This window comes from Collinsella sp. AM34-10 (assembly GCF_003469185.1).
GTDB lineage: Bacteria > Actinomycetota > Coriobacteriia > Coriobacteriales > Coriobacteriaceae > Collinsella.
In genome coordinates this window covers 73,135-95,581 of the sequence record NZ_QSIL01000008.1, presented here as the reverse complement: position 1 = coordinate 95,581, position 22,447 = coordinate 73,135, and the positions used below count along the sequence as shown (strand labels likewise).

The 22,447-nt window shown below is 61.0% G+C and carries 17 protein-coding genes, 1 tRNA gene and 1 other RNA gene; 14 read left to right on the top strand and 5 right to left on the bottom strand.

Annotated elements, in window-relative coordinates:
• Nucleotides 1–115 precede the first annotated feature (115 nt).
• Both DW823_RS08375 and DW823_RS08370 read left to right on the top strand, forming a co-directional pair.
• Complete coding sequence (locus tag DW823_RS08375) at nt 116–1,333, top strand: helix-turn-helix domain-containing protein (RefSeq protein ID WP_118081714.1); 1,218 nt, start codon at nt 116–118, stop codon at nt 1,331–1,333.
• A gap of 278 nt (nt 1,334–1,611) precedes the next feature.
• On the top strand, nt 1,612–1,992 hold the full coding sequence (locus tag DW823_RS08370; RefSeq protein WP_118081712.1) for a hypothetical protein: 381 nt from the start codon (nt 1,612–1,614) through the stop codon (nt 1,990–1,992).
• 55 nt (nt 1,993–2,047) lie between these two features.
• Here DW823_RS08370 and DW823_RS08365 read toward each other — a convergent pair whose 3' ends face one another.
• On the bottom strand, nt 2,048–2,575 hold the full coding sequence (locus tag DW823_RS08365; protein ID WP_118081710.1) for a nitroreductase family protein: 528 nt from the start codon (nt 2,573–2,575) through the stop codon (nt 2,048–2,050).
• A gap of 292 nt (nt 2,576–2,867) precedes the next feature.
• Between DW823_RS08365 and DW823_RS08360 the strand changes: the two genes are divergently transcribed.
• The 4 genes from DW823_RS08360 (at nt 2,868) to DW823_RS08345 (ending at nt 7,578) form a co-directional block, all read left to right on the top strand.
• On the top strand, nt 2,868–3,158 hold the full coding sequence (locus tag DW823_RS08360; RefSeq protein ID WP_118260475.1) for a CDP-alcohol phosphatidyltransferase: 291 nt from the start codon (nt 2,868–2,870) through the stop codon (nt 3,156–3,158).
• Between the two features lie 178 nt (nt 3,159–3,336).
• Nucleotides 3,337–3,837, top strand: coding sequence for a MarR family winged helix-turn-helix transcriptional regulator (locus tag DW823_RS08355; RefSeq protein ID WP_147350678.1), 501 nt, complete (start codon nt 3,337–3,339; stop codon nt 3,835–3,837).
• Nucleotides 3,837–5,561 (top strand): ABC transporter ATP-binding protein, encoded by a 1,725-nt coding sequence (locus DW823_RS08350; protein WP_233543056.1) that lies wholly within the window; start codon nt 3,837–3,839, stop codon nt 5,559–5,561. Before DW823_RS08355 ends, DW823_RS08350 begins: the two co-directional genes overlap by 1 nt.
• Nucleotide 5,562: 1 nt before the next feature.
• Nucleotides 5,563–7,578, top strand: a complete 2,016-nt coding sequence (locus DW823_RS08345) for an ABC transporter ATP-binding protein (RefSeq protein ID WP_118081703.1) — start codon at nt 5,563–5,565, stop codon at nt 7,576–7,578.
• 111 nt (nt 7,579–7,689) lie between these two features.
• On the opposite strand, the gene cysE is transcribed toward DW823_RS08345, so the two are convergent.
• Nucleotides 7,690–8,394, bottom strand: coding sequence for a serine O-acetyltransferase (gene cysE / locus DW823_RS08340; RefSeq protein ID WP_118081701.1), 705 nt, complete (start codon nt 8,392–8,394; stop codon nt 7,690–7,692).
• 223 nt (nt 8,395–8,617) lie between these two features.
• Between cysE and DW823_RS08335 the strand changes: the two genes are divergently transcribed.
• Both DW823_RS08335 and DW823_RS08330 read left to right on the top strand, forming a co-directional pair.
• Entirely contained in the window at nt 8,618–9,256 is a 639-nt protein-coding gene (locus DW823_RS08335; RefSeq protein WP_118081698.1) for a DedA family protein, read from the top strand.
• A gap of 297 nt (nt 9,257–9,553) precedes the next feature.
• A complete protein-coding gene (locus tag DW823_RS08330; RefSeq protein WP_118081696.1) occupies nt 9,554–10,606 on the top strand; it encodes a branched-chain amino acid aminotransferase in 1,053 nt (350 codons plus the stop codon).
• A gap of 560 nt (nt 10,607–11,166) precedes the next feature.
• On the opposite strand, the gene DW823_RS08325 is transcribed toward DW823_RS08330, so the two are convergent.
• Nucleotides 11,167–11,718, bottom strand: a complete 552-nt coding sequence (locus DW823_RS08325) for a LemA family protein (protein WP_118081694.1) — start codon at nt 11,716–11,718, stop codon at nt 11,167–11,169.
• A gap of 212 nt (nt 11,719–11,930) precedes the next feature.
• Between DW823_RS08325 and DW823_RS08320 the strand changes: the two genes are divergently transcribed.
• Entirely contained in the window at nt 11,931–12,515 is a 585-nt protein-coding gene (locus DW823_RS08320; RefSeq protein WP_118081692.1) for a TetR/AcrR family transcriptional regulator, read from the top strand.
• Between the two features lie 3 nt (nt 12,516–12,518).
• Here DW823_RS08320 and DW823_RS08315 read toward each other — a convergent pair.
• Nucleotides 12,519–12,608: transfer RNA gene (locus tag DW823_RS08315), tRNA-Ser, on the bottom strand.
• Nucleotides 12,609–12,659: 51 nt separating this feature from the next.
• Between DW823_RS08315 and tadA the strand changes: the two genes are divergently transcribed.
• From tadA to bilS, 5 genes are all read left to right on the top strand, one after another.
• Nucleotides 12,660–14,441 (top strand): tRNA adenosine(34) deaminase TadA, encoded by a 1,782-nt coding sequence (tadA, locus tag DW823_RS08310; protein ID WP_118081690.1) that lies wholly within the window; start codon nt 12,660–12,662, stop codon nt 14,439–14,441.
• 170 nt (nt 14,442–14,611) lie between these two features.
• Nucleotides 14,612–14,707, top strand: an RNA gene (gene ffs / locus DW823_RS08305) — signal recognition particle sRNA small type.
• 351 nt (nt 14,708–15,058) lie between these two features.
• Nucleotides 15,059–16,930, top strand: coding sequence for an ABC transporter ATP-binding protein (locus DW823_RS08300; protein WP_118081688.1), 1,872 nt, complete (start codon nt 15,059–15,061; stop codon nt 16,928–16,930).
• Nucleotides 16,931–18,790 carry an ABC transporter ATP-binding protein gene (locus DW823_RS08295; RefSeq protein WP_118081685.1) on the top strand — a complete coding sequence of 620 codons (1,860 nt, stop codon included), beginning with the start codon at nt 16,931–16,933 and terminating at the stop codon, nt 18,788–18,790.
• 127 nt (nt 18,791–18,917) lie between these two features.
• Nucleotides 18,918–19,469 (top strand): flavodoxin family protein BilS, encoded by a 552-nt coding sequence (gene bilS, locus DW823_RS08290; protein ID WP_118081682.1) that lies wholly within the window; start codon nt 18,918–18,920, stop codon nt 19,467–19,469.
• 537 nt (nt 19,470–20,006) lie between these two features.
• On the opposite strand, the gene DW823_RS08285 is transcribed toward bilS, so the two are convergent.
• On the bottom strand, nt 20,007–22,307 hold the full coding sequence (locus DW823_RS08285; RefSeq protein WP_118081680.1) for an LTA synthase family protein: 2,301 nt from the start codon (nt 22,305–22,307) through the stop codon (nt 20,007–20,009).
• Nucleotides 22,308–22,447 lie beyond the last annotated feature (140 nt).

Genomic DNA, 22,447 nt, shown 5'->3' with positions numbered 1-22,447 from the left:
CTCGCAGGACGGCGACTTTTGCCCTATAGTGTTTGGTGAGTAATATCGTTCAATTTTGAAACACTCGGTCGTGCGACCGTCGGCGGTTGCACGTCGCCGCGGACAGGGACAAATCATGGATAGCGATGCCAAGCTGCAGATTCTGATTGAGGCATTGTCCGCAGCCGGAGCATCGGCGCTGGCAATCGACGAGCGCGGTGGCGTTGTGATCTCGACTATGAGTGACGCGGCGCTCGAGCAGGATATCGCTGCTTTTGTTTCCGAGCGTCTCGCTCGCGTGGGCGATGGGGCGCGCCTGGTGATGGGCCACGAGGGCGTGCGGTTGAGCTTGACGGTGCGCCCGACGGCCAAGGAGCGCGGAGCGCTTTGGGTGGTCGTGGCGCATGAGGTGCGCGCCGCTGCGACGCATGCGGGCATCGAGTGGCTCAATGCCGACGAAGTCGAGGCTCGCTACGCGTCGAGCACGTACGGCATCGTCGAAGACGCGGCGGCGGTCGCTGTCCCCGTACGGGAGAGCTATGCGCGTGGGGTGCCCCTTATGCTCGAGGGCGAGCTGGGCGCGGGACAGGATCAGATTGCAAGACGCCTGTACCTGGATGGACCCTATGCCGATCAGCCCTTTGTGTCCGTTGCGCTCGATGAGCTTACGGATCGCGGCTGGCGCCATCTGCTCAAAAGTTCCGAATCGCCGCTATTCCAAACGGGGCTGACACTTTGTATGGGCGGCTGGCATGCTGTTGGCCCCCAACGTCTGCGCGAGCTCGTGTCCGCAATGATCGACACGGCGCTCGCAACTCGTTGCCATGTGGTGTTGACGGCAAACGATATGCCGGGCGGCGGCGAAAGCGATCAGGCTGCTTTTGTAACCGAGCGTCTGGCCTGTGCCGTGAGTGTGGCGCCGGCGATTGCCGAGCAGGGCGGCGCGTCGGAAAAGGTTGCGCGCTATCTGGGGTATCTGGCAGATATGTTTAAGACGGGTGCCCCCATGTTGTCCGCCGCCGCGGCAGAGACGCTCGATGCGTACCGTTGGCCCCGCAATTACCTGCAGCTGCGTGAAGTCTCTGAACGACTCTATATATTAGTGGGGGCTGGAACGGTGGAGCGTGCCGTGGCGAAAGAGGTGCTTGCCCAGGAGGACGTTATCAAGACCGCGACCTTTGGCGCCCCGGCGCTCGAAAGCGATTTGTACATCTTGCGTCCCCTGGCCGATACCGAGCGCGATGTCGCACGGTTGGTTCTGCAGCACCTTCACGGCAACAGGACACGTGCGGCAGAGGTGCTCGGTATAAGCCGCACGACTTTATGGCGCCTGCTGAAGGACAACGACCGCTGAGCGAGGCGCCGTGACCGCGTGCGGCGCGTGTGATACAGTCCAAAGAAGCATTGTTTCGATTGTGTTACGGCGTGCGGGGGAGTATGGCGGAGACTTCAAAAACGAACCGAACAAAGCGAAGTGCGGCGCCGGTCGGCCGGCGTACGACTTCGCGGACGTGGGGCAAAAGCGCCTCGGGGTTCGACGGCTCGTTCAAGCGCACAAAATATGGCTATCCTTCGGCAAGCGCTCGCTTGGCCATGCAGGCCGAGTCCTCGTTGTGGGGACGAAGGCGCGTGGTGGGCTCAAAGCTCAAGCACGATGGAACGCTTGGCTACATTAGCCGCGGTGCTGCCCGCCGTAGCGGCCTCAATCCTGCAGGCTGGCATCGTTACGTGCCGATCGTGGTCGTTGCCGCGATAATCGTCATCGCGCTCGCGGCGCTCGGATATGCCGGCGACGGCGCGAGTCTGGGCGCGATGTTCAAATCGCCTGAACTTGCGCATGCTGGCACGGAGCTTGTTGAAGGCGCACAAGACCAGACGGGTGTGGCGCCCCAGCGCGGTATGGTCGCAGCTGCTGCCACCATTGCCGATGCTCAAAAGGACGAAGGCGGGCAAAGCGACGACGCCGATGCGAGTCAGACGAGCGAAACGGCAACAACTCCATCGGCAAGATAAGTTGCGAGTGGGGCAGCAAATATGGGACGGGGCCTTTCAGCGGGTCCGCCGTTCGTTAGAACGGCGGAACATACACCACGTTTTCGCGGCGGGGCTTGGCCTCGGGAAGCGTGCCCTCGGCATAGCCCAGGATGCAGTTGCCAACACCGCGCAGGCTTCCGTCGGCGGACAGACCCCAGCTGGCCAGCAGCTCCAGGCCCTCGGGCGAATCGAAAACCTCGTGGGCGCGATGAATCCAGCATGAATCAACGCCCAGCGCATAGGCTGCGTTGAGCAGGTTGCCCATGGCGAGCGAGCCGTCTTCCAGGTGCGTGGGCACGCTGCGGTCGACCAGCACCACCACAACGGTCTTGGCGCCGTAGAAGGGATCTCCCTCTCTGCCCATAACTTGGGCGTTGAGCTGCGAGAGGCGCTCGACGGTTGCGGGGTCGGTGACGGCGACGAACGTGACCGGCTGGCGTCCCATGCCGCTCGGCGCGTACTGGCCGGCTTCGATAATGCGTGCGAGCTTCTCGGCCTCGACAGGGCGATCGCTGTATTTGCGGCAGCTGCGGCGGTGGATGAGTGCTTCGATGGTCTCCATGGGTCCTCCTGACGTTGGTTTCGATGCCTCGCTCTTACCCGCCGAACCAAAACCGTAATCGCGTAGTCGGCCCCAAACAACGCAAGCTACCAAGTGGAAAAGTTGGTTTGCATAAAACTTCAGCCAGAATGTGACAAACCGGTGGGATGGTTAAACGTTTTATCCCGTCTACCCTGCGGTTTTTTACCACTTGCCTAAATGATGCGCGCATAAGCTCTGATAAAGGTTTTACTAAAGGAGCACCAACGTTTATCAACGCGCCATGGTGGCGCCGGGCCAGGAGGTAACTATCATGTTCCAGGCTGGAGATGTCGTCGAGACCGACTTCGAAGGATTTCTGAAGCTGCTGCGTTCCAAGACGCGCGCTTTCGTGTCGATCAATGATCACGAGTACTACATCACGCACACCGATGGCTATTGGCGTGTTCAGGATTGCGAGGCCCTCAACGATAAGGGCCACTTTACTGACTGCTCCGAGCTGGTCAACACGGTCTGCGAGGTCGTCGAACTGCCGTGGATCTGTGGCAAGAGCCTGCACGACAGCTTCTCGGGCGCCACGGTCTACGAGGCCGTCGCTGCGTAACAGCCAACAATCGATATTTTCTTGCAACCGCCGGCGCCGCCCCCGCGCCGGCGGTCTTTTTTGTCGACATGTTGTTATGGGTCGCACGTCTTGCACGGCCGCCCTTGACGATAGTCAAAACTCGGACTAACCTGAAACCCTAATTAGTCAAAACTCGGACTATCGAATGGCGGGAGAGATGAATAGTACAGTTAGCCCGGTCGATTTCGACCGGATGCTCAACGGGCTTGTCCGTATCTATTCGGAGTTCGCGCGCACCTGCGGTCTTTCGGATTGCGCCTACTGGATGCTCGTCGACACGAGTGCAGCGGGTGGAAGCGTTGCCGTGAGTCGGCTGACGAGTGAATGGTTCTACAGCAAACAGACCATCAATTCGGCGATCAAGACGCTTAGGGCGCGAGGGCTCGCGACGTTGGAGTTTGCCGAGGGCAGTCGTAAGAACAAGGTTGTGCGACTGACCGAAGAAGGCGTGCAGTTTGCCAAGCACTACGCGTTGCCGGCGCAAAAGGCCGAGCAGCAGGCATTCGAGGCGCTCGAGCCGTGGGAACAGCGCGAGATCATGCGCTTGGTCGGTAAGTTTTCCCATGTTCTTAACGAAGAGTGCGAGGCATTTAAACGGCAAGTTGCCGCCGAGAACGAGGCTAACGATAAGGGCGAGGGGGAGACATGCGACTCTTAATGAGGTTTATGAGGCCGTACCGCGGTCTGATCGCGGTGACGCTGCTGGTGCTGCTAATCGACAACGTCGGTACGCTGCTCGTGCCCACGATGTTGGCGAACATGGTCAACACGGGCATCACGACGGGCGACGTCGATTACATCTTGCGCAACGGTCTGTACATGCTCATCGCGACCGGCATGGCCAGCGGCGGCGCGGTGCTGGGCTGCTATCTTTCGGCCCGTCTGGCGGCCAATGTGGCCTGCGACATCCGCAACGCCGTCTACGATAAGTCGCTCGAGCTGTCCGCCAGCGACTTTGAGCGCTTTGGCACGGGTTCGATGATCACGCGCTCGCTCAACGACATCAACGTGATCCAGCAAGCGATCCTGCAGACGATTCAGCTGGTGCTGCCGGTACCGTTCTTGGCCGTGGCGGGCATTATCTTTGCCTGGTTTATCGATCCTGCCATGGGCACGCTGCTGGGCGTGGTCGTTGCGATCGTGCTGGTGGCGGCGGTCTTTACCGTTGCCAACGCCGCGCCGATCTTTATGCGCCTGCAGAGCTTTATCGACCGCATGAACGTGGTGCTGCGCGAGAACATCGTGGGCGTGCGCGTCATCCGCGCATTTAACAAGGAGCGCCACGAGGAGCAGCGCCTGGACGAGGTGTTTAGCGATTACGCGGCCAATGCCATTAAGGTCAACCACCTGTTTGTGGGTCTCGACAGCTCCAGCTTCTTTTTGATGAACATCGCCGAGGTGGCGGTGCTGTGGGTGGGCGGCAACCGCGTGGGCGTCCATGCCATGCAAATCGGCAGCATCTCGGCCGTGCTGGAGTACGCGATCCTGATCCTGTTCTTTGTGATGATGGCGCAGATGGTGGTGCTGACGCTCCCGCGCGCCGCGGCGTGTCTCAACCGCGCGCAGCAGGTGCTCGAAATCGAGCCGAGCATTGTGGACGGCAAGGCTACGCTGGGCGACGGGGCGCCTGAGTCCGCAGATAGGGCCGACGTGGTGGCCGTGTTCGACCACATGTCGTTCCGTTTTGACGATGCCGACGAGGACACCCTGTGCAACCTGAGTTTTGCCTGCCGCCGTGGACAGACGACCGCGATCGTGGGCTCAACGGGCTCGGGCAAGTCAACGGTGGCCAAACTCTTGCTTCGCTTCCACGATGCCACGAAGGGCGCCATTCGCCTGAACGGCGTCGATCTGCGCGACCTTTCGCAAGACGACATCCGCGGGCGTATCGCCTATGTGCCGCAGAAGGCATGGCTGTTCTCGGGTACCGTGGCAAGCAATCTGCGCTTTGGCAACGAAGACGCGACTGAGGCTGACATGCTCCATGCGCTCCAGGTTGCCCAGAGCACCTTTGTACTCGATCAGCCGCAGGGGCTCGATACCCCGGTGGCGCAGGGCGGTACGAACTTCTCGGGCGGCCAGCGCCAGCGTCTGGCCATCGCCCGTGCGCTCATGAAGCATGCCGATCTATATATCTTCGATGACAGTTTCTCGGCCCTGGACTTTAAGACCGACGCGGCCCTGCGCCATGCGCTGCAGGACGAGACGCGCGATGCCGCGGTGCTCATCATCGCACAGCGTATCTCGACCATTCTGCATGCCGACCAGATCGTGGTGCTCAAGGATGGTGAGGTCGTGGGCTTGGGCACGCACGACGAGTTGATGGAAACCTGCGAGGTGTACCGTGCCATCGCGGAATCGCAAATGAAGGGAGGTGAGTAGCATGACCGAGGAGCTCGAGAAACAGGGCGGTGTTGTCGATGCCGCCGCTGCGGACGCTGCCGATAAAACGGTCGACCAGACTGCCGTAGCACCCGAGCTGGATGAAGCTGCCAAGGCTGCAGCCGCGCGCGAGGCTCGCCGCCAGGCACTCTACGAGGAAAACGAGCGCGCCGAGGACGAGCGTGCCCGCGCCGAGGCGGAGCGCATGCGCGACGTTGACGACGAGGACGAGGACGAGACGCCCCGCGACACCTGGGCGACGGTGCGCCGCCTGTGGAGCGAGGCCGCCGGCGACCATTGGCGCTTCTATATCGTGTTCGCGAGCATTGTGTTCTATGCCATCTTTAACACCGCTGCGCCGGCATATAGTGCCCGCGTGATCGATGAGCTGTGGGGGCACATGAAGGTGGCGTTTGCCAACAACACTACCTTCAGTATTACCTGGGAGAACTGCGGCAGGACCATCTTCATCTACTTTATGATCTGGACCGCCGCCGCCTCGTTCTACGCACTCCAGAGCTTTTTGATGTCGAGCGTTGCCGAGCGCCTCAACCTGCGCCTACGCAACCGCATCGCACAAAAGCTCAACCGCCTGCCGCTTGCCTACTTTGACGCGCATCGTCCCGGCGAGGTCGTCAGCCGCGCGACCAACGACTTGGACAAGATGTCCGAGAGTATGCAGCGCGGATTGCTGCAGCTGCTGGTGTCGATCGGTACCGTAGTGGGCGCCGTGAGCGTGATGTTCGTGTTTAGCGTGCCGCTCACGCTCGTCTTTTTGTTCTTTACGGCGCTTTCGCTGCTGGTGACGAAGGTCGTGTCGCGCCGCACGCACGATGTGACGGGCGAGCGCCAGGAGTGGGTATCCAAGATTACGAGTGCGGTCGAGGAAGGCTACTCGGGCCGTCTGGTGATCCGTGCGTTTAACCGCGAGCGCCAGAGCTCTGCCGAGGTACACGAGGCTTCGAAGGAGCTGGCGCGCGTGAGCACCAAGGCCGACTTTATGATTAACGCCGTCGGCCCTGCGGTGCGCTTTGTCGGCCGTTTGGCGCAGATCGTGATTGCGCTGGTGGGCTGCAGCATGCTGGTTGCCGGGCATATGACCGTCGGCGTGTTCCAGGCGTTCTTCCAGTTTATCTACGAGGCGTCCGAACCCATGACGCAGTTGTCGCTTACCTTTAACTCGCTGCAGAGCGCGCTGGCGAGCGCAGAGCGCGTGTTCGACCTGCTCGATGAGCCCGAGATGGAGGCCGATCCGCAGCCGGGCGAGGCTGCCAAGCTGCCGGGCAAGGTGGAGGGTCGCGTCGCTTTTGAGCACGTGCGCTTTGGCTATGCGCCCGACAAGCCGCTCATGCGCGACGTGTCGTTTGCCGCCGAGCCGGGTCAGAAGATCGCCGTGGTGGGAACCACGGGTGCGGGTAAGACCACACTCATCAATTTGCTCATGCGCTTCTACGAGATCGACGGCGGCCGCATTACCCTCGACGGTGTGGACACGAGCCGCATGGACCGCGGCGAGCTGCGCCAGCAGTTTGGCATGGTGTTGCAGGACGCCTGGCTGTTCGATGGCACCATTGCCGAGAACATCGCCTATGGCTGTCCCGAGGCGACGCGCGAGGAGATTGTCGCGGCCGCACGTGCCGCTCAGGTCGACTTCTTTGTGCGCACTATGCCGCAGGGCTACGACACACGGGTGGCTAACGATGCCGAGAGCATCAGCCAGGGCCAGCGTCAGCTGCTGACCATCGCGCGCGTGCTGCTCAACAACCCGGCGATCCTCATCTTGGACGAGGCGACGTCGAGCGTGGACACGCGCACCGAGCTCGCCATCGGCCGCGCCATGGACGCGCTCATGCGCGGGCGCACGAGCTTTGTGATCGCGCACCGTCTGTCGACGATCGTCGATGCCGACCTTATCCTGGTCATGGATCACGGCAATATCATCGAGCAGGGTACGCACAAGGAGCTGCTGGCTGCCGAGGGCGCTTACGCCGACCTCTACCTAAGCCAGTTCGCATAAGGTGACAAAGGGGCAGTCCCGCATGTCGCATCGAAAAGAAGGCGCGCCGGGGGCGGATTCCCTGGCGCGCCTTTTGTGTTGGCGTTCATGCTGTAGCGGTTGCCCGCGGCCCTAACGCTCGTCCACGAGCTTGGCGACGAGGGCTTTGAGCTCGGCCACCTCTCGCTCGAGTTCCTTGACGCGACGGGCGTTTTCGGTGATGCCCTGGCGGTTGAGCGCGGACTGCTCGGCGGCGTCGTCGGGCATGTACTCGCGATGCTGCTTGGCGTCGAAGCTCTCCTCGAACACGCGGCAGCCGTTGCGCTTGATGATGCGGCCTGGCACGCCCACGACGGTGCAGTTGTCGGGCACGTCCTTGACGACGACCGAGTTGCCACCGATCTTGACGTTGTTGCCGATGCGGATGTTGCCGAGCACCTTGGCGCCCGTGCCCACGGTGACATTGTTGCCGAGCGTTGGGTGGCGCTTGCCGGTCTCGTTGCCGGTACCGCCGAGCGTGACGCCCTGGTAGAGCACGCAGTTGTCGCCCACGATGGTGGTTTCGCCGATGACGACGCCCATGGCGTGGTCGATAAAGAAGTGCTTGCCAATCTGCGCAGCGGGATGAATCTCGACGCCGGTGATGTGGCGGGTGAGCTGCGAGAGCACACGGGCGAGCGATCGATGGCCGTGTTCCCACAGCCAGTGCTCGGGCACATGATTCCACTTGGCGTGAAGACCGGGGTACGAAAGGAAAATGACCAGACCGTTTTGCGCGGCGGGGTCCTGCGCTTGGACGGTCTTGATGTCCTCGCGAATGGTATTGATAAAGCTCACCGGCCGCCCTCCCTTAGCGCCATGGCAATGCGATTCAATAAAGTATAGCGATTCGCTAGGGATTAGGAAGAGCAATCTTTCATGCTTAGCGTGACAGGTGTCAGTTATGCAAACTTGCTGGTAATGGAGTCATGCTTTTGTGGGGTTGCGCACGAGGGGGCGCCGCAACCGTATACTGGTCAACTTGGACGTATCCGCGCCCACAACTGAGAGGTTTTACTTCATGGGTTTCATCAATTTCATTGCCGAGCTGCTTAAGGATCCGCGCACTGCGATCGCCAGCTGGATCGCCGCCGGCCCGCTTATGGCCTACGGCTGCGTGTTCCTGATTATCTTTATCGAGACGGGCGTGGTGTTCTTCCCGTTCCTTCCCGGCGATTCGCTGCTGTTTGCCTCGGGCTTCTTTGCCCACAACGGTGGCTTTAACATCGTGGCGCTTCTGGCCACCGCATGGGCCGCAGCCATCCTGGGCGATCAGTGTAACTTTATGATCGGTCACTTCTTTGGCAAAAAGATCATCGCTTCGGGCAAGGTCAAGGCCATGACGCCCGAGCGCATCAAAAAGTCCGAGGATTTCTTGGACAAGTGGGGTCACCTGGCCATCTTCCTGGGTCGTTTCTTCCCGTTTATTCGCACCTTTGTGCCCTTTATCGCCGGCATGGGCGGCATGCACTGGCGCAACTTTGTCATCTTTAACGTGCTGGGTGGCATTACCTGGTCGACGGTCTTTACGCTGCTGGGCTACTTCTTTGGCGGCATCCCCTTTGTGCAGGAGCACTTTGAGCTGCTGATTATCGGCATCGTCGCCGTGTCGATTATCCCGACCGTGGTCGGCCTGGTTAAGGCAAAGCTGGGCAAATAGAACGCGTAGCTCGAACCAGCGCGCAAACCGTGCCGTTGAGGCCCGTCACCGATTACGGTGGCGGGCCTTTATGCTTCGGTCAAATGAAAATACTTTAGTTAGTTAAAGAAAAACGTTTTATCCGACGCGTGTGCGGAGTACAATCTCGTGCATGCGAATCGACGTGCCATCGGCTTTGATGCCGTTCGCGTGTCCCGTCCGGCACTACGCTCCGGGCGTGCGACGTTGCGACGCGGTCGGCCTCGGTCCTTGCGTGCGGGTTCGCGAGTATGCAACTGTGTATGTAAGGAGCGACATATGGCTGTCGAGAAGAAGGATATCGATTGGGGTAGCCTCGGCTTTGGCTACATGAAGACCGATTATAGCTACGAGGCCCATTGGAAGGACGGCGAGTGGGACGAGGGCGGCCTGACCACCGACCACACCCTGCATGTCTCCGAGTGCGGTGGCATCTTCCACTACTGCCAGGAGGTCTTTGAGGGCCTGAAGGCCTACACCGCCGAGGACGGCAGCATCGTCTGCTTCCGTCCCGACATGAACGCCGAGCGTATGTACAACTCTGCCCAGCGCCTCGAGATGCCCCCGTTCCCCAAGGACAAGTTTGTTGAGGCCGTCAAGCAGGTCGTTTCTGCCAACGCCGCCTGGGTTCCGCCTTTCGGCTCCGGTGCAACCCTGTACGTGCGTCCGTTTATGATCGGCTCCGGTGACGTGATCGGCGTGGCTCCCGCTCCTGAGTACACGTTCCGCATTCTCGTGACCCCGGTCGGTCCGTACTTTAAGGGCGGCCTTAAGCCCGTCAAGCTGCGCGTTTCCGAGTACGACCGCGCCGCACCGCACGGCACCGGCAACATCAAGGCCGGCCTCAACTACGCCATGTCCCTCAAGCCCACGATGGAGGCTCACCGCGAGGGCTATGCCGAGAACCTGTATCTCGACTCCGAGTCCCGTACCTATGTCGAGGAGACCGGTGGCGCCAACGTCCTGTTTGTGAAGGAGGACGGCACGCTCGTCGTTCCGCAGTCGCACACCGACTCCATCCTGCCCTCCATCACCCGTCGTTCGCTCGTTCAGGTTGCTCAGGACCTGGGCATGACCGTTGACCAGCGCCCCGTTGAGTGGGCCGAGGTCAAGGCCGGCACTTTTGTTGAGTGCGGCCTGTGCGGCACCGCTGCCGTTATCTCCCCGGTGGGCGAGATCGACAACAAGGTTTACGGTGCCGATGAGACCGTGACCTTCCCGGCTGGCTACACCGAGATCGGCCCCGTGATGAAGAAGCTCCGCGAGACCCTGACGGGCATCCAGTCTGGTGCTGTTGAGGATAAGCACAACTGGGTTTACACCGTCGCGTAAGCTGCCTTAGCTGTCCGGCCCGAGGGCGACCCTCCTTTCCGGCGCGTCCTCGGACATGAAAGAACCTCCGCTGCGCACTTCGTGCGGCGGAGGTTCTTTCGTCCTGCGGAGTGCGCCGGAAAGGAGGGTCGCCCTCGAGCCTGCGTTATCTCGGCGCTGCGTTACGGGCAACATAGATCTGAATTAAAGATGGTGCGCGGCCTTTTAGGCCGCGCTTTTGTTTTGGTTCGCGCCATGTGGGGGTGGTGGCGACGTGCATTTTTGCGAGTATTCTGCAATCGAAGGCCCTTGCATACCGACTTCGGGCGAAAAATCGGGATTTCTCGACGTTTTCCACGAATGATGGGCGGGGTTATAGGCTGACAGCGTTTGATTTGCAGGGATATTCGCGGTCTTTGGCATTTATCGTGGCGCCCGAAGCTGTCGGGCATGCTGAATACTCCCAAAAATGCACGGCGCCTTGAGGGGGACCTTTGCGACAAAGGAAACCGCCCCGTCGAAGTATGCATTCGACGGGGCGGTTTATGCATATACCCGATTAAAGATACGCTGCGGATCTGTTAGAACTTGACGGTTGGAGCTTGGCGGGCGGCCTCGGCGGCCTCGAAGCCCTGGCGCTCCTTAAACTGGAAGATGCCGGCAAAGATAACGGCCGGGAACGTCTGGATGGCATTGTTGTAGCTGAGCACGCAGTCGTTGTAGCTCTGGCGTGCGTAGCTAATCTTGTTCTCGGTATCCTCGAGCGACGCCTGCAGCTGCGTAAAGTTGGTGTTTGCCTTAAGGTCGGGATAGGCCTCGGCTACGGCGAAGAGCTGGCGCAGCGCACCGGTCAGCACGTTATCGGCTTCCATCTTGGCCTCGGGCGTGGTGGCCTTGACGGCGGTGTTACGCGCGCTGATCACGGCGGCGAGCGTGTCCTGCTCGTGTTTGGCGTAGCCCTTGACGGTCTCGACCAGGTTAGGGATCAAGTCGTTGCGGCGCTGCAGCTGCGTGTCGATGTTCTGCCAGGCGTTATCAATGCGATTGCGCTTGGTGACCATGTTGTTGTAGATGCCGGCGATGGCGCAGACAATCACAACGACAACAACGATGCCGATGATGATGGGAATCATGGTGTCTCCGTTTCGAATGGCCGCGGCGGCATGCGCCAGCTGCCGTTGGTGTAACGCTACTAGTATACCCGCAACCTTTGGCGATACCGAACTTTCCGGTAAGCGTTATGTTTCCACCAAGGTGAGGCCATTCGCCAGGGGGCGGGCGATACAGGTGTAAGATATGCGACAGATTAGTGAGCGATGTCTTTTCCTTGAGGAGGGCGATACGTATGGACCTTCGCATCAAGAAAACCTATCGGGCCCTGTTCGAGGCCTTTACTGAGCTGCTCGAAGAGCATCGGTTTGAGGACGTGACGGTTGCCATGCTGTGCGACCGCGCTATGATTCGTCGGACGACGTTCTACAAGCACTTCCGCGACAAAAACGATTACTTTGCCTTCTATATCGATGAACTCATGTCGGGCCTGCCGCAAAAGCGGGCCGATGCGGATGGCGCGGAGGGCGCCGAGGACGTGCGCGCGCTTCGCCACGAAGTGTTCGCCGATGCCATGGATCTGATTCTGGCGCATGAGCAGCTCATGGATAACATTTTGGCGAGCAGTATGTCGGGCATGCTGACCAGCATGATTTGCGATCGCATTGCCCGCTCTATCCGCGATCGTGTGATGAGTGCGCTTGACGAGGACGCGCTTGCGCCCGTATCGCTCGAGACGACGTCTGAGTTTGTCGCCGGCGGCATTATTCGGCTCTTTACCATGTGGTGGGAATCGGGCCACGTACTAGAGCGCCGATCCGAAATCGCCGACGTGGTCGATGCGCTGTTCGAGCGGACCATGACGCCGGTGCATCACTAAAAGTGGCGGAGAGAGGGGGATTCGAACCCCCGGAACGCTCTCGCGCTCAACGGTTTTCAAGACCGCCGCATTCAACCGCTCTGCCATCTCTCCGTGAGTCGTAATGATAGCATCGTTTTGGATTTGCAACAGGGAAGGCGAACGATGACGATCACCGAAATCGACGAGAAGTTCATGCGCGAGGCGCTGGCGGAGGCGCGAGCCGCCGCTGCGGTGGGCGAGGTACCGATTGGTGCCGTGGTGGTGCGCGCGGGTGAGATTGTTGCGAGGGCTCACAATCGCCGCGAGCTCGACCAGGACCCTTCGGCGCATGCCGAGTTTGCGGCCCTATGCGCCGCCGCGCAGTCGCTCGGTCGCTGGCGCCTTTCCGATTGCACGGCCTACGTAACGCTCGAGCCTTGCTGCATGTGCGCGGGGCTTATGGTTAACGCGCGCGTGGGGCGCTGCGTGTACGGCGCGGCCGATGCTAAGGCAGGCGCGTTGGGATCCCTATACGATTTGAATGCCGACTCGCGCCTGAATCATCGGTTTAACGTGACGGCTGGCGTGCTGGCAGACGAGTGTCGTGAGGTGTTGAGCAGCTATTTTAGTGGACTGCGTGGCACCGATGGTGCTGGCTGCGGTTGTGGGGCCGATCTTGAAGCGCACGCCGCTCACGCCGCAGCGCTTGCAGGCGCCGGTGAGGATGCTGGCGCGGCAGTTGACTTTGGTCCTGCGTGCCGCCGGCCCCGCCGTGTGCTGCTGGCGATCGACTCCTTTAAGGGCAGCGTGTCGAGTGCGCAGGCGGAGGCGGCGGTTGCCGAGGGCGTGCGCCGCGTGTGGCCCGATGCCCAGGTAAGCGCGCTGCCGCTGGCGGATGGTGGCGAGGGGACGCTCGATGCCGTTGCCGCGTGCGGCGGTGAGACTGTGGCCTGCGAGGTGGTAGGTCCCTTGGGCAAGCGCGCGTCTGCCCGGATGCTGGTTGATGTCGAGCGCGAATCTGCTGTTATTGAGATGGCCGAGGCGGCGGGTATTGGGTATTCGCCTTGCACAGAGCCGGCGGCGTTGACCGCTACGACCTATGGCGTGGGCGAGCTGATGCTTCGTGCGGTTCGCGCGGGGGCGAGGACTCTATATATAGGACTGGGCGGTAGTGCCACCAACGACGGTGGCGCCGGCATGCTGCAGGCGCTGGGCGCGCACGTTGTCGATAAGCGTGGCTGCAATATCGCCCCCGGTCTCGCAGGCCTTGAACACGTGGCGAGTATCGATTTGGCACCAGCGCTTCGGGCGCTGAATGGTGCGCGCGTCGTGGTGCTTTCCGATGTCGAGAATCCGCTCGTGGGGCGTCGCGGCGCGCTTGCGGTGTTCGGCGGACAAAAGGGCCTGCCGGCGGACGACGCTGAGGTGCTGCGCAGGTGCGACAGCTGGATGGTCGGCTACGGTCGCCTGCTCGATGCGGCAATTGCCGAGGCACGGGCTCAGGGGTTGTTGCGCACACCCGAGGGCGCACGGACATTTGGCTCAGTGCTCGGCGTGCCCGGTGCCGGTGCCGCCGGCGGCCTGGGTGCCGCGCTGCTGGCGCTCGGTGCGGAGCTATGCTCGGGCGTTGAGACGGTGCTCGACCTCGTTGGGTTTGACGAGCGCGTACGCGATGTCGACCTGGTCATAACGGGCGAGGGCAATATGGACGAGCAATCCGCTGCCGGCAAGACGCCGGTGGGCGTGGCCCGTCGTGCGAAACGCTATGGCAAGCCGGTTGTTGCCGTCGTGGGCGGTCGCACGGATAACTTGGATGTAGTGTATGAGCGAGGTGTCGATCTAGTGTTGCCGATCTGCCGCAAGCCCATGCCCCTCGACCAGGCACTCGGTGTGCAAGAAGCCACAACCAACCTCATCTGCGCCGGTGAAGCAGCCGCTCAAGCCTACGACCTCGCCCGCCTCTAAAACCCATCCCCCAATAACTTGCGGTGGAATAGTTCCTGTTTTTGGCCTTGAGCCGCAAAACAGGAACTATTCCACCGCAACTCAAAAGTAGTCAAATTAGCCCCGTCCCAAATTAGCTACCTTGCCCCATCGGGCGGGAGCGGGTAAGATATATCGAGCGCCTAGCGCGTTCGATGGGTTCGGATGACGACATGTTCCGAATCTGGTCAGGTCCGGAAGGAAGCAGCCATAAGGAGCCTCTGTCGGGCATCCGGATCCATCGAGCGCACGGGCGCTTTTTGGTGCCGCGACATGGCCCGGCCGGCGACGAGGTATTTGGTGTCTCGCTGGTCCTCGGCTGCGCCTGCGGGATCGCTCGACTACCAAATACCTCGTCGCCGGCCGGGCCCCGTCGTCCAAAAATCACCCGTAAAGTCGCGTTTATCGGATAACTTAATCCCTTGCTTTGTGTTGCTCGCTGGCTTTGCCAAAACAGCGGCGGATACATGCCTTGGGCGCTGGTAGCCTTCGTGCTCACTTCGCCTTAACATCTGTAACGAGTTGCTTACGCATCTCCAGGGCTCTCCGTACTATCATGAATCAGATTGAATAGAGATGATGATAGGGAGCGCCTATACATGATTGAGTTGCTCAGGCGTTTTGGTGGTAAGTTTCGCCGGTATATGGTGATTGGACCTGCGTGCAAGTTGATCGAAGTGATCTTTGACCTGCTTACGCCGCTGGTGATTGCCCAGATGATCGATTGCGGCATCGGCGCGCACGATGTGAACGCCGTTGTCCGTTACGGCGTGGTGCTTGCCGCCATGGCTGTGATCGGTATCTCGTTTACGCTCGTCTGCCAAAAGATGGCGGCGCTGACCTCGCAGGGCATGGGCACCGACATTCGCGGCGCGCTCTACGAGCACATCAATAAGCTGAGCTATGCCGAGCTCGATCGCTTTGGCACGCCGTCGCTCATCACGCGCATTACCAACGATGTCAACCAGGTGCAGCTCGCTGTGGCGCTCGGTGTGCGTATGCTCATCCGTTGGCCCTTCCTAGCAGTGGGATCCATGTGCGCGGCCCTTGCCATCGACCTTAAGCTCGGCATGATCTTTTTGATTTGCACGCCCGCCATCGGCCTGGTGTTCTGGTTTGTCATGGCGCGCTGCATTCCGTACTACAAGCAGCTGCAGGCAAAGCTCGACCGCATCGCGCTCATTTGCCGCGAGGGCCTTTCGGGCGCCCGCGTGGTTCGCGCCTTTGTACGCGAAGATCACGAGCGTGAGCGTTTTGCCCAAGCCGCCGATGACCAGGCCAATACTGCCATCGCGGTGGGCAAGCTCTCGTCGGTGCTCAACCCCGTCACGTTTCTTGTGATGAACCTGGGCGTGTGCGCCATCCTGTGGGTGGGCGGCATCCAGGTCAACGTGGGCGAGCTTACGCAGGGCCAGGTTATGGCGTTTGTGAACTACATGACGCAGACCCTGACCTCCATCGTGTACGTTGCCAACCTGGTCGTGGTCTTTACCAAGGCGAGCGCCAGCGCGTCGCGTATCAACGAGGTGCTCAATTGCGTGCCGAGCATCACCGACGAGGACAACGAGCCGGTCGCACTGCCCAAGCCGGGCGCGACGGGCAATGCCGCCCTGGTCCCCGCGCTGAGCTTGAGCCATGCGAGCTTCTCCTTTGGCGCGGGCGCCGCCAACGCCGTCAACGATGTGACGCTGGAGCTGCCGCTGGGCAAGACGCTCGGCATTATCGGCGGTACGGGCAGCGGTAAGTCCACGCTCGTCTCGCTCATTCCGCGCCTGTACGATGCGGGCACCGGCAGTGTGAGCGTGATGGGCTCCGACGTGCGCGCTTGGCCGCTCGACCAACTGCGCCACGTGGTCGCGACCGTCCCGCAGCGCGCGTCGCTCGTGAGCGGCACGATCCGCAGCAACCTGACCTGGCGCGACGAGTCGGCAACCGATGAGGAGCTGTGGGCGGCGCTCGATATAGCGCAGGCCAGCGAGTTCGTGCGCAACAAGCCGCAGGGGCTCGACGCTCCGGTTGAGGCGGGCGGCAAGAACTTTAGCGGCGGTCAGCGCCAGCGCCTGACCATCGCGCGCGCCCTGGTGGGCTCGCCGCAGATTCTGATCATGGATGACTCCGCCTCGGCGCTCGACTTTAAGACCGATGCGGCGCTTCGCCACGCCATCCGCGAGCGCAGCGTACACGGTGCCGCCGCGGGCGGGCTCCCGCTGACCACGGTGATCGTGAGCCAGCGCGTCTCGACCGTGCGCGATGCCGACATGATCTGCGTGCTCGACCACGGCTCGGTCGCGGGCCTGGGTACGCATGACGAGCTGTACGCAAGCTGCCAGCTCTATCGCGAGATTTGCCAGTCGCAACTTCGTCGCGAGGAGCTCGAGGGCCAGCAGGGGAGTGCGGTGCCCGCGTCCGTTTCAAGTCCCGCATCCGCCCCGGCTGGCCCGGCATCCACTTGCGCAAAGGAGGGCTGCTAAATGAATCCGTATACTTCTTCCGGTTCGGTCGCCACGATGACGGCTAACGTGTCCGGCAACGATAGCCTCAACGACTTGGGTGACGGCCCGCGTCAGCCCGGCGACCCCGAGCGCTACCCCGTGGGCGCGGTGACTCGCCGCCTGCTGGGCTACGTCCGTCCGCATCGCATTTCGTTTGCGGCGTCGTTTGTGAGCGCCGCCATCTCGGTGATCTTGCAACTCTATACGCCCATCCTCATCGGCGATGGCATCGACCTGATCGTTGCCGCCGGGCAGGTGGACTTTGACGAGCTGTTGCCGCTCGTTACCAAGCTCGCGATTGTCGTGGTGGGCGCGGCGGCCTTCCAGTGGCTGCAGGGCCACTGCGTCAACCGTCTGTCCTACGAGACGGTGCGCGACATGCGCGTGGAGGCGAGCGACAAGCTCAGCCGCATGCCACTCAGCTTTATCGACGGCCATGCCCACGGCGATCTCATGAGCCGCGTGGTCAACGACGTCGACCAGGTGGGCGACGGTCTGTTGCAGGGCTTTACGCAGCTCTTTACCGGCATCATCACCATCGTTGGCACGCTTGCGTTTATGCTCTCCATTAACCTGACCATGACGCTCGTGGTGGTGCTCGTCACGCCGCTTTCCATTTTTGCAGCCGGTGCTATTGCCAAGCTCTCCAACAAAAGCTTTACGGCACAGCAGCGTATTCAAGGGCAGCTCGGTGGTCATATCGAGGAGTACGTAGGCGAGCAAAAGCTTGTCGACGCCTTTGCCTATGGTCCCAACGCCCAGCAGCGCTTCGATGCCCTCAACGCTGAGCTCTACACCGCGGGCGAGCGCGCGCAGTTTATGGGTTCGCTCTCCAACCCCGGCACGCGCTTTATCAATAACATCATCTATGCCGTGGTCGCTGTGATCGGCTGCGTGGGCGTGATCACGGGCGTGCCCGCGGCGCTTACGGTGGGCGGCGTGCAGATTTTCCTGTCCTATGCCAACCAGTACACCAAGCCGTTCAACGAGGTCACCAACGTCATTACGCAGATCCAGACCGCGTACGCCTCGGCGCGCCGCATGTTCGCGCTGCTCGATGCCCGCGAGCAGGAGCCCGATGCGGCGGATGCCGTGGAACTTGCCGCCCCGCAGGGTGAGGTGACCTTTGAGCATGTGGACTTTAGCTATGTGCCCAACCGCAAGCTGCTGCAGGATATCTGCATCGAGGCCAAGCCCGGCATGCGCTTTGCCCTCGTTGGCCCCACGGGCTGCGGCAAGACAACGCTCATCAATTTGCTGCTGCGATTCTACGATATCGATGCCGGGCGCATCTTGGTGGACGGTCGCTCGTCGCGCGACTACACGCGCTCGAGCCTGCGCCGTTCCTTTGGCATGGTGCTGCAGGACACTTGGCTGTTCGAGGGCACGGTGGCGGATAACATCGCGTACGGTTGTCCCGACGCCACGCGCGAGCAGATCATCGAGGCTGCCAAGCGCGCGCATGCGCACAAGTTTATCGTGCAGCTGCCGAAAGGCTACGATACGGTGATCGGCGAGGACGGCGGCACGTTTAGCCAGGGCCAAAAACAGCTGCTGTGCATCGCTCGCGTCATGCTCACCGACCCGGCGATCTTGCTGCTGGACGAGGCGACGTCGAGCATCGATACCCGCACCGAGCTGCAGGTTCAGGCGGCATTCGACGAGCTCATGGCAGGTCGCACAAGCTTTGTCGTGGCGCACCGCCTGAGCACCATCCGCAACGCCGATTGCATCCTGGTCATGCGCGACGGCGAGATTATCGAGCGCGGCACGCACGACGAGCTGCTAGCGGCAGGCGGCTTCTACGCCGAGCTCTACCGCAGCCAATTCGCCCAGTGAGCAAGCCCGTGGGGCAAATTAATCAATCGACAGACGGTGGTTTACATCTGTCACGTTAGTACTAAGATATTCATCTAATAAATTGCATTAGTGGCTTTAGTTTTGGGGGAAACGAGGCAACGTGACTATGACGTGCTCTTTGGTGGTTAACAGCAAGAGCGGTAATACTAGGATGGTTTCGGGTGCGATCAAGCGCACTCTGCAGGCTGCGGGCGTTGAGTTTGTCCATGCTGCGGCGTTGAGCGACGATGCGGATGCAGATCAGGTTGCGCTCGAGGCGCAGGGCGCCTGCGCGGCCGACACGGTGCTCGTCGGTTTTTGGTGCGACAAGGGCGCGTGCACGCCTTCGGTCGCGGCGTTGCTCTCCGCCTTGCACGGCAAGCGCGTCTTCCTGTTTGGCACCTGCGGCTTCGGTGCCGACCAGAGCTATTTTCAGCAGATTATCGACCGCGTTTCGTCCAATTTGGCCGAGGATGCCGAGCTTGCGGGCTGGGCGATGTGCCAGGGCAAGATGGGTCCTGCGGTCAAGCAGCGCTACGAGGCAATGCTTGAGCAAGATCCCGACAATGCCCGCTTTAAGATGCTGCTCGACAACTGGTTTGCCGCAAAGGACCATCCCACCAAGGAGGACCTGGACAACATGGCCGCAGCCGCCAAGAAGGTCGTGCTGGGCGAGTAGCTTCGCTGTTCGCGGTGCCGTGCATTCAATCGTACAAACGTGAAAGCCTCGAGATTCTCGAGGCTTTCACGTGACACGAGGGCGCCCCTTTATTGATGGAAGGCCTAATAAGCTGATTGTTCTATGCCCTGATGTAGGCGGGGTGGGACGGACTTTCCGAATGGGTGGGGTTGCGGAAGCTGCGTCCCGGAATTTGCCTTTGGAATGGGATGCACTTTCCCAACGGAGCCACAAGCGGAAACTGCATCCCACTCCGGACGTGAATTCTGGGACACGGCTTCCGGATGCAAAAAGGCCACAAGACGTGGCCTTCGACTTATATATTGACTTATATATGTTCAGCGGATACCCCTATGACAAGCCGCGCTCCAACAACAAGGCGTCTGTCCGGGCGGAGGCATATAAGGTTCATCGCGAGTTCCGCACGCAAAGGAGGCCACTTAATGTGGCCTCCGTCTTGCGCAGGACTGTCCGGGCAGGGAAACTTATATGCCTCCGCCCGGACAGGCGTTTCAGTTATGAACTCGCAGCTAGTCGCTACTTGATCTTGGTCGTACCCGGTGCCAGGTTGGGGTCGGTCTCGTTGGCCTCGGTCTGGAAGTGCTCGGTGTACACGTTCTTGCCGTCGCGGAACATCTCGTAGTACTGCATCTTGGCGTAATCCTCGCGTGCCTTGGTGGCGGCAGCGGCGGCGGCGTCGTCACCGGTGACGTTGGAGGAAAGCGCCCAGCGCAGGCTGGCGTCCTCGTAGCCCACGGAGTTGATGGCGGGCAGCGACTCGCGCAGCGTCATGTGCGCCTTCTGGTAGTCTGAGAGGGGTGCGCCGATCAATTGCATCAGCTGGGTGGACAGGTAGTTGGTGGACAGGTCGTCGACCTCACTCGTCTGGTTGCAACCGGCAACGTCGTAGTTGGCCCAGATGATGTAGTCGGTCTGCCACAGACGTTCCTGGTGCGTGGCATCGTCCTCGCCGGTAAACCACTTGTCATTGAACTTGGACGGGAAGAACGGCTGGTGATCGCCCCAGAACACCACGACCACCTTGCGATCGAGCTTGCTCAGGGCGTTGAGGAAGTAGCGAAGCGCCTGGTCGGACTGCTCGATGCACGAGACATACTCGTCGACATCGGAGAGCGTGCCGTCCTCGACGGTCTTGGCGTCCAGATCGGTCGTGTCGATATTGAGGTGCATCTGCTTATCTGCCGGCAGCAGGCCCGTGTCGTAGCCCGAGTGGTTCTGCATGGTTACGTCGAAGATAAACTGCGGATCGGCGTTCTGGTCGAGCAGCTCAAGAATCTTGTCGTAGGTGGCCTGGTCGGTCACCATGCCGCGCAGGGTGTCGGCTCCCTGGAAATCGTTGATGGACAGGAACTGGTCAAAGCCAAAGTCCTTGTAGACGTTCTCGCGGTTCCAGTTGGTGGCGTGGTTGGGGTGCATGGCCGTGGTGGAATATCCGAGCGACTTGAACTGCTCTGCCAGGTTCCCGGTCGTTTCCATGTTGTAGATGGTGTAGGGGTACACGCCCGAGCCCAGGTTGGCCATGGAGTTGCCGGTCATAAACTCAAACTCGGTATTGGCCGTGCCGCCGCCGTAGGCGCTCACATAGAGCTTGCCGCGGCTGAGGCAGTTGGACAGGTTCTTAAAGTACTGCGGGCCCTCGTAGCCGGCGCGCATGTTCTGATAGATCGACAGATCCGAGAAGGTCTCGTTCATGATGGCGATGACCGTCGGCTTCTCGCTGTCGAATTGCTCCTTTGCAGCGGTGCGCTCGTCACTCTTGGCGACGTCGGATTTGTCGTAGGCCTTGGCGTACTTTTTGAGCGTGGCCTTGGCATCGTCGACGGAGTAGTCGGCGGGTTTGGGCGGCTTAATGGATTGCGCTGCACTAATAAAGGCGGGCAGGTAGCCCTCGCGCCAGTAGCTCTCGAGCGGGCGCCAGGTGTAGACGGTGATGCCGAGGGTGTTGTAGTAGTCGATGAGCGTGACATGCGCGGTCACGCCACCCAGGCACAGCACCGCCACGAGCAGGTTGGTGAGCAGCATGCGCTTGGCGTTGGCGGCACCCTTCTGACGGTGCGGTGCCACCAGGCCGGCGTACTCGCATAGCAGCATGGCGATGGCGGTAAAGCCCATGGACAGCACGCAGAACAGCGAGATGGAGAAGGTGTAGCCGGTGCCGGCGACCGCGGCGGCGGTGGAGATGGCCGAAAGGTCGCCCGGCTGGATGGGCATGGATTTAAACGTGATGACGAAGAACTCGGCAATGCCCAGGACAAAGAGGGCAAAGGTCAGGACCGCGGGAGCTGCGCCGTGGCGCTGGAATAGGAAGAATAGGCCGACCATGAGCACGGTGATGATGGCCCACTCGAGCAGGATGCACAGGGGGTAGACCCAGGTAAAGTCGTGGTTGGATGAGACCTCCATGCCCAGCAGCGCAAAGACGCCGGCGAGCAGCAGGCACAGGACGGCGGCGACGAGCGGTTTACCCACAAAGGCGCCGCGCAGGCGGGCGAGCTTGCCAGTGGGGGCGGGCGCATCGGTGGCAGCGAACGCAAAGACGCGCGGTGCGATGCGGTCGCGGGCGATGCTGGCCCAAGCGCATCCGGTGAGAATGGCGTTGGTCAGGATGAGCATCACAAAGGCGAGCGGCTCGTTTTGAGCGACGAGGCCAATGGCGCCCCAAATGGTCAAAAAGAGCTGGAACAGGCCGAAGGCGACGCTCCACCCAAGAGCGCTTTTGGCAACGGTGCCCGACTTTGCGCGAATGGCCTTGGCCTCGCGCAAGACAAGGTAGACGGTCACCGCAAGACCGACGAGCGAGATGGCGGCAGCGAACATGCTGAGACTCCTCACAAACTAAAACCTACGAAAGCGGGGGTTTACCCGATTGTTACCTAAATATGCGCTGCATTTGCGGGCTGCGCACAACAATCAGCCATATTAACGCGCATGTGTGGCGTTACGGCGCAATGTAGTGG